Here is a 16,706-nt window from a genome sequence, read left to right as displayed (position 1 = left end):
AAAGTTATTCGCTGTCATTGCAGAGTGCTATAAATGGATTTCATAGAAACGTAGTGAATTAAAAGTATAAAGTGATAGATAAATGGTTATTTATTGATGAAACGCTCGTTCAAGTCTGTCAAAAGGATTAGAAGATGTTATTATGTAACGTAGTAAAAAGAGAGAGGATAGGAATGTCAGCTCTCTTTTGTTTTTGTATATGAGATGAGGTAAAAATCGAACGTAGACTTTTGTCTTAATTGAAAGATCATTTTATATGTAGCACCATATCATAGATGAAAATACAAACAGTGTATTTCGCTAATTTATGAGAGGTATGTGTCAAAAAAATCAATTGAAAATGCTCGAACGTGTTAGCATTTAAAGTATCACTATATGTAAAAAATGACTTTGAATTGGGTACATTTTTTCTACAATTTAAGCGCTGTAGACGGTATATAAATGTTAATAAAGTCGCTTTAGAAAAGATAATTGCGAAAAATTTATTTTTTCTAAGATGATTTGCAAAAATTGCCCGATTTATGTCGGGTATTTCTCAATGAGTAATGATGCCGCTGAGGGCGTTATTGTTCATTAATCACATTGGGTAATCCTAATGTAGTGATAACGCCTCAAGGCTTAAGCCTAATGGGGACTAATGTCATATTACCAATTTGACATTACTAATCATGGGTTCGCTTAAAAAGCATCCTGAAATGTTTTGCAATAGGAAATGGGTCCACAAATGCAAGAAGTTGCTGACGCACTGCGTCTTGACACTGAACTTAGCGCTGACAGTGCAGCGTATATTGAAGAACTTTATGAGCAGTATCTAACGGCTCCAGACTCAGTAGAGGCTGATTGGCGTGAATACTTCGATAAATTCCCGAAAGGTGATCAACCACACAGCAATGTACGTGAGCAATTCCTATTATTAGGCCGTAATTCAAGCCGTGTTCAGCCTGTAGTGCAAAGTGCAGTAAGTTCTGAGCATGAACGCCGTCAAATCGGTGTATTACAGTTGATCGCTGCATACCGTAACCGTGGTCATCAAAACGCAAAATTAGATCCACTAGGTCTTGCAAAACGTGAAATCGTGCCTGATCTAGATCTTGCTGCGCATGGTTTAACTCAGTCTGACTTAGACACTGTATTTAATACAGGTAACCTTGCAATCGGTAAATCTGAAGCAACACTTGGTGAAATGGTTCAAGCAATGGAAGCAACTTATACTGCTTCGATTGGTGTTGAATACATGCACATTGTTGATACAAAAGAAAAACGTTGGATTCAACAACGCCTTGAAGGTACTCGTGGTCAATTTGGCTACACTGCAGACCAGAAAAAACATATCCTTGAACGTCTAACTGCAGCTGAAGGCCTAGAAAAATACCTTGGTAACAAATTCGTTGGTGCGAAACGTTTCGGTGTTGAAGGTGGTGAATCTTTCATTCCTATGGTGAATGAACTTATTCAACGTGCGGGTTCGGTAGGTTGTAAAGAAGTGGTTATCGGTATGCCTCACCGTGGCCGTTTAAACCTTCTTGTAAACATCATGGGTAAAAACCCAGCTGATCTATTTGGTGAGTTCGAAGGCAAATCTCTGCATAAAAAAGGCTCTGGTGACGTTAAATACCACCAAGGTTTCTCTTCAAACGTCATGACTCCGGGTGGCGAAGTTCACTTGGCATTAGCGTTTAACCCATCACACTTAGAAATCGTTGGACCTGTAGTAGAAGGTTCTGTACGCGCACGTCAAGTACGTCGTAAAGATATCGGTGGTGATGATGTATTACCAATCATCGTTCACGGTGATGCTGCATTTGCAGGTCAAGGTGTAAACCAAGAAACCTTCCAAATGTCACAAACTCGCGGTTATACCGTGGGTGGTACAGTTCATATCGTCGTGAACAACCAAGTTGGTTTCACAACGTCTGACCCACGTGATGCGCGTTCTACAGAATACTGTACTGACATCGCGAAAATGATCCAAGCACCGATCTTCCATGTGAACGGTGATGATCCTGAATCTGTATTATTTGTTTCTCAATTGGCACACGATTTCCGTCATACATTCCGTAAAGACGTTGTAATCGATATGTTCTGCTACCGTCGTCGTGGTCATAACGAAGCCGACGAGCCAGCTGCAACTCAGCCAATGATGTATCAAATCATCAATAAAAAAGCGACTACACGTACGCTTTATGCTGACAAGCTTGTACAAGAAGGTGTTCTTGATCGTGCTTCTGCTGATGCAATGGTTGAACAGTATCGTTCTGACCTTGAAGCAGGTAAACACGTTGCAAATGCGTTGGTACTTGAGCCAAATACAAAAATGTTTGTGGACTGGAAACCTTACCTAGGCCACGAATACACAGACAAATGGGATACCACTTTCCCAATCGAACGTCTAAAAGAGCTTGGTGCGAAAATGCGCGAGCTTCCAGAAGGCTTCGTGATGCAACGTCAGGTTGCTAAAGTGATTGATGACCGTCTGAAAATGCAGACTGGTGAAATGCCATTGAACTGGGGTGCTGCTGAAACATTAGCTTACGCGTCTCTTCTAGATGAAGGTTTCCTTGTTCGTTTAACAGGTGAAGACGTAGGTCGTGGTACATTCTCACACCGTCATGCAAAACTTCATAACCAAGTAGACGGTTCAACTTACATTCCATTATGTAACTTGAAAGAAAACCAACCACGTACAGCTATTTATGACTCATTATTGTCAGAAATGGCGGTTCTTGCATTCGAATACGGTTATGCAACGACTCTTCCAAAGAGCCTTGTGATTTGGGAAGCGCAATTTGGTGACTTCGCAAACTGTGCACAAGTTGTAATCGATCAGTTCATCGCGTCTGGCGAAACTAAGTGGGAACGTGTATGCGGTTTGACTATGCTTCTTCCACACGGCTTTGAAGGTCAAGGTCCTGAGCATTCATCAGCTCGTTTAGAGCGTTTCTTACAGCTATGTGCTGAAGAAAACATGCAAGTGATCACACCGACTACACCAGCGCAGATTTACCATGCGATGCGTCGTCAAGCACTTCGTCCAATCCGTAAACCAATGATCGTGACTTCACCGAAGTCTCTTCTTCGTCACAAACTCGCAACGTCTACATTAGAAGAACTTGCAAATGGTACATTCCAAACTGTGATTGATGAAATCGACAATATCAACAAGTCAGACGTAACTCGTCTAGTGCTTTGTGGTGGTAAGGTTTACTACGACTTACTTGAAAAACGTCGTGAAAAAGAATTGAACAACACAGCAATCGTTCGTATTGAACAATTGTATCCGTATCCAGAAGCACGTCTTGCTGAAGTTCTGGCACAATATCCAAACGTTAAAGAATTGGTTTGGGCTCAAGAAGAACCGAAGAACCAAGGTGCATGGTTATTCATCGCTCCGCGTCTTTATGACGACGTGATGAAAGCGGGCAAACAAGTTCGTATTAGTTATGCAGGTCGTGAAGCTTCTGCTGCACCGGCTTGTGGTTCACCATATTTGCACGCAAAACAACAAGCTCAGCTCGTAAATGATGCTTTAGCTATCGTAGCTGAATAACAGGAGATTCTTAATAATGGCAACCGAAATTAAAGCACCGGTATTCCCAGAGTCAGTTGCTGACGGTACAGTTGCAACTTGGCACAAACAACCAGGTGAAGCAGTATCACGTGACGAAGTGATTTGTGATATTGAAACAGATAAAGTTGTTTTAGAAGTTGTAGCTCCTGCTGACGGTACGATTTCTGCAATCGTTAAAAACGAAGGCGATACAGTTTTATCGAACGAAGTGATTGCGACTTTTGAAGAAGGTGCTGCTTCTGGCGCTGCTCAAACTCAAGCTGTTCAATCAGAAGAGAAAGTAGAACAAGCTGCTGCGCAAACTCAAGCGGGCGCTGCTCCTGTTGTTGAACGTGCTCAACCTGTTGCTGATCAAGCTCCTGCAGTGCGTAAAGCATTGACTGAGTCTGGCATTGCTGCTGCTGACGTTGCTGGCACTGGCCGTGGCGGTCGCATCACTAAAGAAGATGTTGCAAACCATCAAGCTAAACCAGCTGCTCCTGCTGCTGCGCCATTAAGCGTTGCTGTTGGTGAACGTATCGAAAAACGTGTTCCTATGACTCGTCTTCGTAAGCGTGTTGCTGAACGTCTACTTGCTGCAACTCAAGAAACTGCAATGTTGACTACGTTCAACGAAGTAAACATGAAACCAATCATGGAAATGCGTGCGCAATACAAAGATGCTTTTGAAAAGCGTCATGGTGCACGTCTTGGCTTCATGTCATTCTTCGTTAAAGCAGCAACTGAAGCACTTAAACGCTACCCAGCTGTAAACGCTTCGATTGATGGCAATGACATCGTTTACCACGGTTTCTACGACATCGGTGTTGCTGTATCAAGCGACCGTGGTCTAGTAGTTCCAGTTCTTCGTGATACTGACCGCATGAACTATGCTGAAGTTGAAAATGGTATCCGTGCATACGCTGGTAAAGCGCGTGATGGTAAATTGGGTATCGAAGATATGACTGGCGGTACATTCACTATTACTAATGGTGGTACTTTCGGTTCTTTGCTTTCTACACCTATCTTAAATACGCCACAAACTGCGATTTTGGGTATGCATAAAATCCAAGAACGTCCTATGGCTGTAAATGGTCAAGTTGAAATCTTGCCAATGATGTACTTAGCGCTTTCTTATGACCACCGTCTAATCGATGGTAAAGAAGCAGTAGGCTTCCTTGTAACAATCAAAGAATTGTTAGAAGAACCAGCTAAGCTAATCCTTGATCTTTAATACTTCAGAATAATGCAATGGGCTTAGAGCGATCCTCTTAAGCCCATTTTTGGAGATACACATGTCTCAATTTGATTTAGTTGTTATTGGTGGCGGTCCTGGTGGTTATGAAGCTGCTATCCGCGCTGCTCAATTAGGCTTTAAAGTAGCTTGTATTGAAAAACGTATTCATAAAGGTAAACCATCTTTAGGTGGTACTTGCTTAAACGTGGGTTGTATCCCATCTAAAGCATTACTTGATTCATCTCACCGCTATGAAGATACCGTTCATCACTTAGATGACCACGGTATTACGACTGGTGAAGTGAAATTTGATCTTGCAAAACTGCTTGATCGTAAAGACAAAATTGTTAACCAACTCACAATGGGTATCGATGGCCTACTTAAAGGCAATGGTATCGAATGGTTAAAAGGTACAGGTAAATTACTTGCAGGTAAGAAAGTTGAGTTTGTATCTCACGAAGGTGAAACTCAAATTTTAGAACCTAAATATGTAATCCTTGCATCGGGTTCTGTGCCAGTCAATATTCCAGTTGCTCCTGTAGACCAAGACATTATTGTTGACTCTACTGGTGCGCTTGAGTTCCCAGAAGTGCCTAAACGTCTTGGAGTAATCGGCGCGGGTGTAATTGGTCTTGAACTTGGTTCAGTATGGCGTCGTCTTGGTTCTGAAGTTGTTGTATTTGAAGCAATGGATGCATTCTTGCCAATGGCTGATAAAGCTTTGGCAAAAGACTACCAAAAAGTATTGACTAAACAAGGCCTTGATATCCGTGTTGGCGCTAAAGTTGCTGGTACAGAAGTCAATGGCCGTGAAGTTACTGTTAAGTACACGCAAGGTGGCGAAGATAAAACTCAAACTTTCGATAAATTGATCGTTTGTGTGGGCCGTAAAGCATATGCAGAAGGTTTATTGGCTGAAGATTCAGGCATTAAACTCACTGAGCGCGGTCTAGTTGAAGTAAACGATTGGTGTGCAACTTCAGTTGAAGGCGTATACGCAATTGGTGACTTGGTACGTGGTCCAATGCTTGCACATAAAGCAATGGAAGAAGGCGTAATGGCTGTTGAGCGTATCCACGGTCATGCAGCTCAAGTGAACTATGACACTATTATCTCTGTAATTTACACACACCCAGAAGCGGCGTGGGTTGGTTTAACAGAAGAGCAAGCGAAAGAAAAAGGCCACGAAGTTAAAACAGGTCAATTTGGTTTCGCTGCAAATGGTCGTGCAATGGCTGCTGGTGAAAACGCAGGCTTTGTTAAGTTTGTTGCTGATGCGAAGACAGATCGTCTACTCGGTATGCACGTGATTGGACCTGCAGCGTCTGACATCGTACACCAAGGTATGATCGCACTTGAGTTTGTATCAAGTGTTGAAGACCTACAGTTAATGACTTTCGGTCACCCGACATTCTCCGAAGTCGTTCACGAAGCTGCACTTGCAGTCGATGGACGTGCAATTCACGCGATTCAGCGTAAACGTAAATAAGATGTAAAAAGAGCGGCTTAGGCCGCTCTTTTTTGTTTCAGATGGTTGTTTTAATTTGAATAATCATCTAAAAATAAAGATAAGAAATATTTTAAGATTTAAAAAGGTTAAAGCTGCTTTGACGGATGTCTGGGCTTTAATGGGTCATAACAAAGCGAAAAAAGAGTAAAAGGTTGTTCAATGAATCTACACGAATATCAAGCTAAAGCGTTATTAAAAAAATATGGTATGCCAGTCCAAGAAGGCGTATTTGTAACAACCGCAGAAGAAGCAGTCAAAGCTTTTGAGCAATTGGGTGGTAAGTTTGCAGTTTTAAAAGCCCAAGTCCATGCAGGTGGTCGTGGTAAAGCGGGCGGCGTTAAAGTCGTAAAATCTGCACAAGAAGCCACTGATTATGTGAACCAAATGGTCGGCTCACGCTTAGTCACTTATCAAACAGATGCATTAGGTCAACCCGTCAGCGGTATTTTGGTATCTGAAGATGTTTATCCAGTAGAGCGTGAATTGTACCTAGGTGCTGTAGTTGACCGTTCTAGCCGTCGTGTGACCTTTATGGCATCGACTGAAGGCGGTGTTGAAATTGAGAAAGTTGCAGAAGAAACGCCTGAAAAAATTATTAAAGTTGAAGTAGATCCTCTAGTGGGATTGTTACCATTCCAAGCACGTGAAGTGGCGTTTGCTTTAAACCTAAAAGATGGTCAAGTGAATCAATTTGTCAAAATCATGTCTGCGGCTTATCAAGCATTCATTGAAAATGATTTTGCTTTATTTGAAATTAACCCGTTATCCGTACGTGAAAATGGCGAGATTTTATGTGTGGATGCAAAAATTGGTATCGACTCAAATGCTTTATATCGCTTACCAGAAATCGCAGCACTACGCGATAAAACGCAAGAAAATGAGCGTGAGCTGAAAGCCTCTGAGTTTGATCTGAACTATGTTGCCTTAGAAGGCAATATTGGTTGTATGGTCAATGGTGCTGGCCTAGCGATGGCAACCATGGACATCATCAAGCTATATGGTGGTCAACCTGCAAACTTCCTAGATGTAGGAGGCGGCGCGACCAAAGAACGCGTAATTGAAGCCTTTAAAATCATTTTGGCGGATAGTTTTGTGCAGGGTGTATTAATTAATATTTTTGGCGGAATTGTACGTTGTGACATGATTGCTGAAGCAATTATTGCAGCGGTTCAAGAAGTAAATGTGACTGTACCTGTGGTTGTTCGTCTAGAAGGGAACAATGCAGAGTTGGGTGCAAAATTACTTGATGAATCAGGTTTGAAATTGATTTCTGCAAATGGCTTGGCTGATGCTGCAGAAAAAATTGTTGCTGCGGTAAAAGGCTAAGGGAGTAGAGATCATGAGCGTATTAGTTAATAAAGACACCAAAGTATTGGTACAAGGTTTTACCGGTAAAAACGGCACATTCCATTCTGAACAGTCAATTGCTTACGGCACAAAAGTGGTCGGTGGGGTGACTCCGGGCAAAGGCGGCACACAACATTTGAATCTGCCCGTATTTAATACCATGAAAGAAGCTGTACGTGAAACGGGTGCAACAGCAACCTCGATTTATGTACCGGCACCATTTGTCCTAGATTCAATTATTGAATCGATTGATTCAGGTGTTGAGCTGATCGTTGTGATTACGGAAGGTGTGCCTACACTCGATATGCTAAAAGCTAAACGTTACCTAGAAACCTATGGTAATAATGCACGTCTAATTGGTCCGAACTGTCCAGGGATTATTACTCCGGGTGAATGTAAGATCGGTATTATGCCGGGGCATATTCATCAGCCGGGTAAAATCGGCATTATCTCGCGATCAGGGACTCTGACCTATGAAGCTGTAGCGCAAACCACCAAGCTGGGTCTAGGTCAGTCGACGTGTATCGGTATTGGGGGAGATCCAATTCCGGGCATGAACCAAATTGATTGCTTAAAGCTGTTCCAAGACGACCCGCAAACTGAAGCGATCATCATGATTGGTGAGATTGGTGGTACAGCAGAAGAAGAAGCGGCTGAATATATCCAGTCGAATGTAACTAAGCCTGTTGTCGGTTATATCGCGGGTGTGACTGCACCTAAAGGTAAACGTATGGGACATGCAGGCGCGATCATTTCGGGCGGTAAAGGTACAGCAGAAGAGAAATTTGCTGCTTTTGAAAAAGCCGGTATGGCCTATACCCGTAGTCCTGCTGAATTAGGTTCGACCATGTACGAAGTGCTGAAAGGCAAAGGTTTGGTTTAATCGCCATACTTAAACATCAAAAGAGAATCTTCGGATTCTCTTTTTTTTTTTACGCAAAAAAAAGCGTATTTCAGCCGCTATGCAAAAGCCATAAGGGCATGGCTATGTGTTCTGCTTTGGGGTGCAGTGACGCTGCATAAACGGATGGAATATTGGTTGTTCAATAACTATGAAATGTAAAGAACACATAATAATCCGAATATGTGATGATTGCGGGGATGGTCATAGGTTTATGATTTTTAAAAATAATTTCGTATAGCGTGCAGTATATTGATTTTAGGGAAAATAACTAATTTAATTGAGATTTTTAATGGATCTTTATCATCAAAGAGCTTTTTTACTTGGATGAAGCCTAATATTTTCAATAGAAATTATTTTATTTGTAATTTTCTCAAGCCTTATACAAAGGATGGTAGATCAGGAATATGAGAAGGGGGAGCTTTAAAATTGGTGAAATTTGCTATCTCAGTGATGAAATTTTTTTAAGAAAATCTACATGAGCATATACATCTATAGTCAGCTATTATTTTTTAGTTGATGGTTTGAAGTGCAAAAACCTTGTTAGGCCCTATTTTCAATTTAATAAGCAATTTCCAAGTTTTATAAAAACAATAGATAGAACAAAATGTTATCGAGCTGAATATATAGAAGTAAATATCTTATTCTGTAAGATGAGAAGGATATATCAATTAATTGATTTTAAATATTTTGTTTCATAATTTTATGCTGTTTGCTCTATAGCTTCTAAATGAGTATTTTTATGAAATACGCCATTTGTTCATTGATTTAACATCAGGCTGTGATGCGAAATATAAATGTCAGAAACCATTAAAAGCGCTCTGATAAGACAGAAAATGTTGTTCATTTCTTTGGGAGATTGTATGCCCATAAGTACAAGTATCTAAGCCATAAAAAAAAGCAGTGCGGACACTGCTTTTTTAATTCATTTAGAATGTGTTGCTCAAGCAATCACTTCTGAATAAAGAGATTTGATGGAGCCCTATCTCAATCAAAAACTTAGTTTTTGCTGGTTTTTAAGCTCTGAGTTAAACCGTTAATATCGCCACCTTGGATACCAAGCTCACTCATCAAGCTATCAATCAGTGGGGCCTGGCTGCGGTAGCGTAGGGCACTATTCACCACTTGGTCTGACAAGGCAACATTGCCGCTGCCTTCGTGGTGAGCATCACCTTGGCAAGAACCTGCATGACCACCATTTAGGCCATTCACTTGCAAAATCTTAATGTCATCAATGTTTTCCATTGGTTTCACACTTTCGCGAATGATTTCAGGTAAGTATTTCAGCATCGCTAAACGAATTTGCATTTCAACCTGTTCAGATGACAATACGTTGTTTGCTTCGTTCACTGCACGTGTACCTTCAGCATCAACTTGGTATTGTTTTTCCATCGCTTGAGCCAAGAGAACTTTTGCGTCAGCTTCACCTTTGGCTTTTAAGCGAACTTTTTCAGCTTCGGCTTCAGCTGCAATACGGATAGCTTCTGCATCATCTGCTGCTGCTTGTTTACCCGCTTCAGCCGCGACAGTAATGGCAATCGCATCTTTCTCTGCTTTTTCTTTCGCAGAAACCAATTCAACAGCTTTTTGACGTTCAGCTTGTTGGATTTGACGCACGGTAATTACTTCTTCTTCGGCTTTTACCGCTTGAGCACGGGCTTGATCGGCATGCGCTTTAGCTTCAGATTCAGCACGAGATTTTTCAGCAATGGCAATAGCACGGTCTTGCTCAGCGAGTTCAATGGTTTTCTTTTGTTCCACTTGGGCTTGCTGAATAATTTGTGACTTTTGAATATTTTGATTTTCAACGTCACGTGCAGCAGTAATACGCTTTAAGTCAACTTCACGTTCAGCAGCAATACGCGCTTCTTCGGCTTCACGTTTTTTCGAAGCTTCTTGTGATGCAATTTCTGCAAGCTGTTCTGCACGACGAACTGAAATTTCACGTTCTTGTTGCAGTTTTGCATATTCTTCTTCACGCAAAATTTGTAGACGTGCTTGTTCTGCTTCTAAGTTCTTGGTCTTGATTGCAAGATCTGCATCTTGCTCAATCGCATTACGTTTACGACGACGGTCTTCAATGGTTTCTGTCAGTTTAGTTAAACCTTCAGCATCGAACGCATTTTGTGGGTTGAAGTATTTAAAGCCTGTTTGGTCTAAGCCAGTTAATGAAACGGTTTCAAGTTCCAAACCGTTTTTATGTAAATCTTCAGACACCACTTGCTGAACTTTTTGAACGAAGTCGACACGTTTTTCATGCAATTCTTCCATCGCCATTTCTGCGGCAACTGCACGTAGAGAGTCAACGAATTTACCTTCGACCAAATTTTTAAGCTCATTTGGTGACATGGTCTTTTGACCTAACGTTTGTGCTGCTGTAGCAATCGAATCTGCGGTTGGTTTCACACGGACATAGAACTCCGCCATCACGTCGACACGCATACGGTCACGTGTAATCAGCGCTTGGTCATCTGCACGGCGAACTTCAAGACGTAGGGTGTTCATATTGACAGGGATAATTTCATGCAGCACCGGAAGCACAATAGCACCGCCACCTAAAATCACTTTTTCACCGCCGAAGCCTGTACGCACAAATGAAATTTCTTTACTTGAGCGACGATAAAGTCGAGCAATAATAAAACCAATAAAAATAAGTGCGGCAAAAATTATCCCGACTGAAACAAGGATACCGCTTGGAATAATGTCTAACATGGACGTTTATCTCTTTTGTTGTAGTTCAAGTTAACCCTCTAAAGTGCTAACAAGTTTGGTTTAAAAATCAGTATTTTGTTGACTCATCATGACTTCGAGATTTGCTGAACGTATGACGCGTTAAATGTATTTATATGGTGTTAAAAGAACTGATCGAGCATCAATTCATTCAAAATTTAGAGCATGGTGGCTTGAAAGCCTACATTTGTTTTTTGGGTTAAAACCACTGATTGACCTTGGCTGAAAATTTCATCTTGTTCAGGTTCAACCAAAATATAATGGGTCAATCCGTGTTGATCTTTGACTTTGGCTTGAGCAGGAGACTGTGGTCGTGCATCACCCAAAATGATCGTGGCCGTTCTACCGATCAATTCATCACTATAAATGGCGGTTGTTTCATCTTGCGGTAAAATACGGGCAATGAGCATTGCGCTAAAACGTACGAAGGGCATGCACAGAAAAATACAGGCTGGTGCAATAATCCATGCACTGAACATCATACTGGTCATTTGGTTAACGATGGCTTGAATAGCAAAGCCCAACAAACTATAGACACATAAGAAAATGATGAGCCATACAAACAGTGGAATACGACCCAAATACAACCAATCGAGCACACGTGTCACGATACCTGCATCGGCATCTACACCTAGCTCTGCATTATGACCAACATCCTCAGGTAGGAATTGATCTAAGAAGCCTTGAGAACCACCCCCTAAAATTGTTAACACAATCTCAAAAAGTCCAAACAAGAACATTAAGCAGAGACTGATGCTAAACACGATATTAGACGGGTGAGTAAACAATTCCCACATTATATTTATCTCTATATTTATGCTTATAAAAAATCAAAAAAAATAATTCTGGCTGAATTTTTTTCAGTAAATAAAATAACATTATCTGTCGAAATTGTGTAAAAAAATTACAGATCAGATTAACAAAAAGTCGGCTTTTATGTGAGCTATTACTAAGTTTTTCTTCAAAAATAGTTTATCAGTTAATTTGGATGAACTAAATCCAAAGAGGATGGCGCATCTACGTTTATACATTTAAGATTTAAGTCATTGTGATCAATCAAATTTTAAATCTAATTGCAGATATATAAGTGGTCGTGCTCAAGGGAGAGAAATGGCCTGTTAAAGGGCACAGAAAACAATGTTAGGTAATGTAAATTTATAAGCGTCACGGCAGTGCTGAGGGCTTTGCCGTGACTTTCGATGTCATATGGAGATTTGAACTGGCGTTCAATAGAGCGCTTTTTAGGTGGCTTTAACCGTTTTTATAACAATGAAGTTTGAATGCGTACTTTCATATCTAATACCGCTTGAACAATAAAGGTTTTCATCCACTTCACTTGTTCGCCCATCGGATTGGTTTTAATCGCGGTGTCTAAAAAGCCCATGCTTTCAAGTTGGAACAGTTGTTTTTCGATTTCTTCTTCTAACTGGGTGCTATTGGCTGCCAGCGGGAAGTGGATTAAGTGAAATGCTTTGGGGAAATTATAAAAAGCATAGAGCAGATTAAATGCACGTTGATCGGCCTTTAAATTGCCAGCGCCAATTTCGTAGCCGCGATCTTGGTTACTGTGAGTCACCCCAATCAAAAACTCGAGTTTATTGTCCAAAAGTCGTAGGCCGAACTGAAGGCCAATTTGGTCTGCACTCAGCTCATGTTGGATAAAGTTATTCAGTGGGCTGCCGTCATCATTCAAGGCTTCTTGGAGCACGAGCATGTGTGAAGAATGCTGATAAATATAGCCAGCAAGACCTGCTGCTTCAATCAGCGACTTTAAGGTTTCAAGCGTATAGTGACTATATGGCATATCAATAACTATTGGAGAGTGATATAGCTACTTTAGGTACTTTGAGCGAGTTTGAATACCGATTGTTTAGAGGATTTAGCGATTAGTTAATTGATAAAAAATTGCGTAAACTTAGGGATCTCGGACTAGAATAATAATGAAATTGATAAGTCTATCGTATTAAATTAATTAAAATTGATAAGCAGTATCAGACAATTTGTATATGACGAATAAGAATATCAATATCACAAAACAAGCAATCGTTATGAAAGCTTAATCACTATAATGTATATATATCTTTAAAAGTGTAATAAGTACACATATTCTAAGCTGGTGTTGTCCATGTCATTAAATGAGGAAAGACTTACTCATCTTAAACAGCTTGAAGCTGAGAGTATTCATATCATCCGTGAAGTTGCTGCTGAGTTCGAAAACCCAGTCATGCTGTATTCAATCGGTAAAGATTCAGCGGTCATGCTGCATCTTGCTTTAAAAGCATTCTATCCTGCCAAACTTCCATTCCCACTACTGCATGTAGACACGGGTTGGAAATTTAAAGACATGATTAATTTCCGTGACAACATGGCAAAAGAGCATGGCTTTGATTTGATCGTGCATCAAAACAAAGAAGGTAAAGACGCAGGCGTGAATCCGTTCGATTACGGTAGCTCAAAATATACTGACATTATGAAAACTCAAGGCTTAAAACAAGCGCTTGATAAATATCAGTTTGATGCGGCTTTCGGTGGTGCGCGCCGTGACGAAGAGAAATCTCGTGCCAAAGAGCGTGTTTACTCATTCCGTGATACTAAACACCGTTGGGACCCTAAAAACCAACGTCCTGAACTTTGGAATCTTTACAACGGTAAAGTGAACAAAGGCGAAAGTATTCGTGTGTTCCCATTGTCTAACTGGACTGAGTTGGATATTTGGCAATACATCTACCTTGAAAATATTAAATTGGTTCCTTTGTACTTGGCTGCTGAACGTCCAGTGGTTGAGCGTAACGGTACTCTGATCATGGTTGATGATGAGCGTATGCGTTTGAACGAAGGTGAAGTACCACAAATGAAATCGGTGCGTTTCCGTACCTTAGGTTGTTACCCACTTACAGGTGCGGTTGAATCAACTGCAACAACTTTACCGGAAATTATCCAAGAGATGCTTTTAGCCACAACATCTGAACGTCAAGGCCGTATGATCGACCATGACGAAGCAGGTTCGATGGAAAAGAAAAAGCAGGAAGGTTACTTCTAAGAATCTCATAATCTCCCTTGCGCAGCAGTGCTGCTCACCCTCTTTACGAAAGAGGGGGAACTCCCGAGAAATAACGGAGCAAAGTCTCCCTTTCTTAAAGGGAGATTTAGAGGGATTAAAAAGATTCAGAAACCGATTTCAAAAGAATATGTGGAGCTTTGAGCAATGTCTCATCAATCAGATTTAATTAGCCAAGACATCTTGGCGTATTTAAAACAACACGAAAATAAAGACCTTCTACGTTTCCTCACTTGCGGTAACGTTGATGACGGTAAATCGACTTTAATCGGCCGTTTGCTTTACGATTCAAAATTGATTTATGAAGATCAATTGCAAGCCGTGACTCGTGACTCTAAAAAAGTCGGTACTACGGGTGATGCGCCTGACTTGGCTTTACTTGTAGATGGTCTGCAAGCGGAACGTGAGCAGGGTATTACCATTGACGTGGCTTACCGTTATTTCTCTACTGAAAAACGTAAGTTCATCATTGCTGACACCCCGGGGCATGAGCAGTACACACGTAACATGGCAACTGGTGCGTCGACTGCCGATTTAGCGATCATCTTGATTGATGCGCGTTATGGCGTTCAAACCCAGACTCGTCGTCACTCATTTATTGCGAGTCTTTTGGGTATTCGTAATATCGTGGTTGCAGTGAACAAAATGGACTTGGTTGAATTCTCTGAAGCGCGCTTCAATGAAATTCAAGCAGAGTACAATGAGTTCGTAAACCAATTGGGCGACCGTAAACCTGCGAACATTATCTTCACGCCTATTTCTGCGTTGAATGGTGATAACGTTGTAAACAAATCGCCAAATACACCGTGGTACCAAGGTCAGACTTTAATGGAGACTTTGGAAACTGTTGAAATTTCGCATGATACGAGCAAGCACGAATTCCGTTTCCCAGTTCAATATGTCAACCGTCCGAACCTCGATTTCCGTGGCTTCTGCGGTACGATTGCACTTGGTGAAGTGAAAGTTGGCGATACCATTACTGCATTACCATCTGGTAAGTCTTCGACTGTTAAAGAAATCGTGACTTTTGACGGTAACTTAGACCATGCTGTTGCAGGTCAAGCGGTAACACTTACGCTAAATGATGAAATTGATATTTCACGTGGTAACGTTTTAGTTAAAGCAGGCGAACAGCCATTAATTTCACGTTCTGCACGTGCCTCTGTGGTATGGATGACAGATGCGCCTTTAGTGGTTGGTAAACTGTATAACGTGAAGTTTGGTACACAAACCATTCCTGCGAAAGTTGCGAAAATCAACTACCGTACCAATGTAAACACATTGGAAAAAACGGAAGTTGAACAGCTTGAACTGAATGCGATTGCAGATGTAACGATTGAGTTTGATGCGCCAGTGGTATTTGACCGTTATAAAGACAGCCGTTACACAGGTTCATTTATATTTATTGACCGTTTAAGCAACGTGACTGTTGGTGCGGGTATGGTTGAGTCTGCAGTGGAATGGACTGCACACAACGAGCCTGTAACTGCTGAAGCGCGTGCTGCACGTTTAGGTCAAAAACCTGCTGCTGTAACTGTAACTGCGAAAGCACTTGAAAATGCGCAAGCGATCGAAAGTTTGTTGATTCAGCAAGGTGTAGTTGCGATTGCGAAAGCTGGTTTAACTGTAGAGCAAGTTGCACTTGTACGTGAAACAGGTGTGGTTGTGATTACAGATAGTGCTGAAGGTACTGATGTGACTTATGCATTCGAGACTGCTGAAGAAGTTGCTGAGAAAATTGTTGAGTTGGTTCGTCTATAATAGATTGAATTGATTTAAAAAAGACCCGCCGCAAGGCGGGTTTTTTTATTAGGAAATGAATATATAATTTAAAAAGTGCTTATGTTTTAATCAAAAAAACAAATATTATTTCGTGGTAATCTATTGTAAATAAACAATATAAAATCAAAAGGGTTGTATGAATATTAGGCAAAAACTTATTGATGTTGGTTTTAAAAATGTGGGGTTCTGGAATATTGGGAGCAGTAAGGAATTAATTTATAAGTTAAATTATTCATCTGGTGTAGAAAATATACTGTATGCGTTTATAGAGAATAATGAATTGCTCTATATTGGTAAAACTACACAAAATTTAGATAATAGGTTTAAAGGTTATCTAAAGCCAGGTCGTACCCAAACTACAAATATTCGAAATAATTTTGAATTAACTAGATTGATTAGCATGGGCAAGGTCATTGAAATTTGGTTATTTGAAGATGTTGGATTAATGAAATATGGAGGGTTTAAGCTTAGGGTGTGTTGACATTTACAGCCGATAAATTGAGCTAAAGAGGCAACCATATAAATATACAAGCTAAAGCAACAGCGCTTTGATAGTTACGTTTTAGCTTATCGTATCTTGTGGCAATTCCTCTA

11 protein-coding genes and 1 pseudogene are annotated in these 16,706 nt (G+C 40.8%); 8 read left to right on the top strand and 4 right to left on the bottom strand.

Going from position 1 to position 16,706, the window contains the following annotated elements; translation table 11 throughout:
- Positions 1 to 724: 724 nt before the first annotated feature.
- The 5 genes from FTU64_RS07565 (at position 725) to sucD (ending at position 8,524) form a co-directional block, all read left to right on the top strand.
- Positions 725 to 3,547, top strand: a complete 2,823-nt coding sequence (locus tag FTU64_RS07565; protein WP_180059506.1) for a 2-oxoglutarate dehydrogenase E1 component — start codon at positions 725 to 727, stop codon at positions 3,545 to 3,547.
- 16 nt (positions 3,548 to 3,563) lie between these two features.
- A complete protein-coding gene (gene odhB, locus FTU64_RS07560) occupies positions 3,564 to 4,781 on the top strand; it encodes a 2-oxoglutarate dehydrogenase complex dihydrolipoyllysine-residue succinyltransferase (protein WP_078192990.1) in 1,218 nt (405 codons plus the stop codon).
- Between the two features lie 61 nt (positions 4,782 to 4,842).
- Positions 4,843 to 6,273: a dihydrolipoyl dehydrogenase gene (lpdA, locus tag FTU64_RS07555; RefSeq protein ID WP_168379217.1), complete on the top strand. Its 1,431-nt coding sequence runs from the start codon at positions 4,843 to 4,845 to the stop codon at positions 6,271 to 6,273.
- Positions 6,274 to 6,453: 180 nt separating this feature from the next.
- Positions 6,454 to 7,620, top strand: a complete 1,167-nt coding sequence (gene sucC / locus FTU64_RS07550; protein ID WP_180059501.1) for an ADP-forming succinate--CoA ligase subunit beta — start codon at positions 6,454 to 6,456, stop codon at positions 7,618 to 7,620.
- A gap of 13 nt (positions 7,621 to 7,633) precedes the next feature.
- Positions 7,634 to 8,524, top strand: coding sequence for a succinate--CoA ligase subunit alpha (gene sucD / locus FTU64_RS07545; protein WP_168379215.1), 891 nt, complete (start codon positions 7,634 to 7,636; stop codon positions 8,522 to 8,524).
- A gap of 1,017 nt (positions 8,525 to 9,541) precedes the next feature.
- Here the strand turns inward: sucD and FTU64_RS07540 are convergent.
- The 3 genes from FTU64_RS07540 to FTU64_RS07530 all read right to left on the bottom strand — a co-directional run bounded on the left by FTU64_RS07540 (position 9,542) and on the right by FTU64_RS07530 (position 13,076).
- Complete coding sequence (locus FTU64_RS07540; protein ID WP_180011015.1) at positions 9,542 to 11,254, bottom strand: flotillin family protein; 1,713 nt, start codon at positions 11,252 to 11,254, stop codon at positions 9,542 to 9,544.
- Between the two features lie 176 nt (positions 11,255 to 11,430).
- The gene (locus FTU64_RS07535) at positions 11,431 to 12,069 is read right to left on the bottom strand and encodes a YqiJ family protein (protein ID WP_180007473.1); all 639 of its coding nucleotides are present in this window, start codon (positions 12,067 to 12,069) and stop codon (positions 11,431 to 11,433) included.
- A gap of 464 nt (positions 12,070 to 12,533) precedes the next feature.
- Positions 12,534 to 13,076, bottom strand: coding sequence for a hypothetical protein (locus FTU64_RS07530; RefSeq protein ID WP_180059500.1), 543 nt, complete (start codon positions 13,074 to 13,076; stop codon positions 12,534 to 12,536).
- 321 nt (positions 13,077 to 13,397) lie between these two features.
- On the opposite strand from FTU64_RS07530, the gene cysD reads away from it, so the two are divergent.
- From cysD to FTU64_RS07515, 3 genes are all read left to right on the top strand, one after another.
- The gene (gene cysD, locus FTU64_RS07525; protein WP_180059499.1) at positions 13,398 to 14,312 is read left to right on the top strand and encodes a sulfate adenylyltransferase subunit CysD; all 915 of its coding nucleotides are present in this window, start codon (positions 13,398 to 13,400) and stop codon (positions 14,310 to 14,312) included.
- 165 nt (positions 14,313 to 14,477) lie between these two features.
- Positions 14,478 to 16,091, top strand: a complete 1,614-nt coding sequence (gene cysN, locus FTU64_RS07520; protein WP_180059498.1) for a sulfate adenylyltransferase subunit CysN — start codon at positions 14,478 to 14,480, stop codon at positions 16,089 to 16,091.
- A 157-nt stretch (positions 16,092 to 16,248) separates the two neighbouring features.
- A complete protein-coding gene (locus FTU64_RS07515) occupies positions 16,249 to 16,593 on the top strand; it encodes a GIY-YIG nuclease family protein (RefSeq protein WP_180059497.1) in 345 nt (114 codons plus the stop codon).
- Positions 16,594 to 16,615: 22 nt separating this feature from the next.
- Here FTU64_RS07515 and FTU64_RS07510 read toward each other — a convergent pair.
- A pseudogene (locus FTU64_RS07510) lies at positions 16,616 to 16,706 on the bottom strand (IS5/IS1182 family transposase); the annotation flags it as partial.

The organism is Acinetobacter sp. YH12128 (assembly GCF_013418655.1).
Lineage (GTDB): Bacteria > Pseudomonadota > Gammaproteobacteria > Pseudomonadales > Moraxellaceae > Acinetobacter > Acinetobacter amyesii.
This window is presented reverse-complemented; position numbering and strand designations above follow the sequence as displayed.

What these genes read in the sequence shown, in the direction of transcription:
- FTU64_RS07515 (WP_180059497.1), top strand. Translation starts at nt 16,249, where the DNA reads ATGAATATTAGGCAAAAACTTATTGATGTTGGTTTTAAAAATGTGGGG.
- cysN (WP_180059498.1), top strand. Translation starts at nt 14,478, where the DNA reads ATGTCTCATCAATCAGATTTAATTAGCCAAGACATCTTGGCGTATTTA.
- FTU64_RS07535 (WP_180007473.1), bottom strand. Translation starts at nt 12,069, where the DNA reads ATGTGGGAATTGTTTACTCACCCGTCTAATATCGTGTTTAGCATCAGT.
- FTU64_RS07530 (WP_180059500.1), bottom strand. Translation starts at nt 13,076, where the DNA reads ATGCCATATAGTCACTATACGCTTGAAACCTTAAAGTCGCTGATTGAA.
- sucC (WP_180059501.1), top strand. Translation starts at nt 6,454, where the DNA reads ATGAATCTACACGAATATCAAGCTAAAGCGTTATTAAAAAAATATGGT.
- sucD (WP_168379215.1), top strand. Translation starts at nt 7,634, where the DNA reads ATGAGCGTATTAGTTAATAAAGACACCAAAGTATTGGTACAAGGTTTT.
- FTU64_RS07540 (WP_180011015.1), bottom strand. Translation starts at nt 11,254, where the DNA reads ATGTTAGACATTATTCCAAGCGGTATCCTTGTTTCAGTCGGGATAATT.
- odhB (WP_078192990.1), top strand. Translation starts at nt 3,564, where the DNA reads ATGGCAACCGAAATTAAAGCACCGGTATTCCCAGAGTCAGTTGCTGAC.
- cysD (WP_180059499.1), top strand. Translation starts at nt 13,398, where the DNA reads ATGTCATTAAATGAGGAAAGACTTACTCATCTTAAACAGCTTGAAGCT.
- lpdA (WP_168379217.1), top strand. Translation starts at nt 4,843, where the DNA reads ATGTCTCAATTTGATTTAGTTGTTATTGGTGGCGGTCCTGGTGGTTAT.
- FTU64_RS07565 (WP_180059506.1), top strand. Translation starts at nt 725, where the DNA reads ATGCAAGAAGTTGCTGACGCACTGCGTCTTGACACTGAACTTAGCGCT.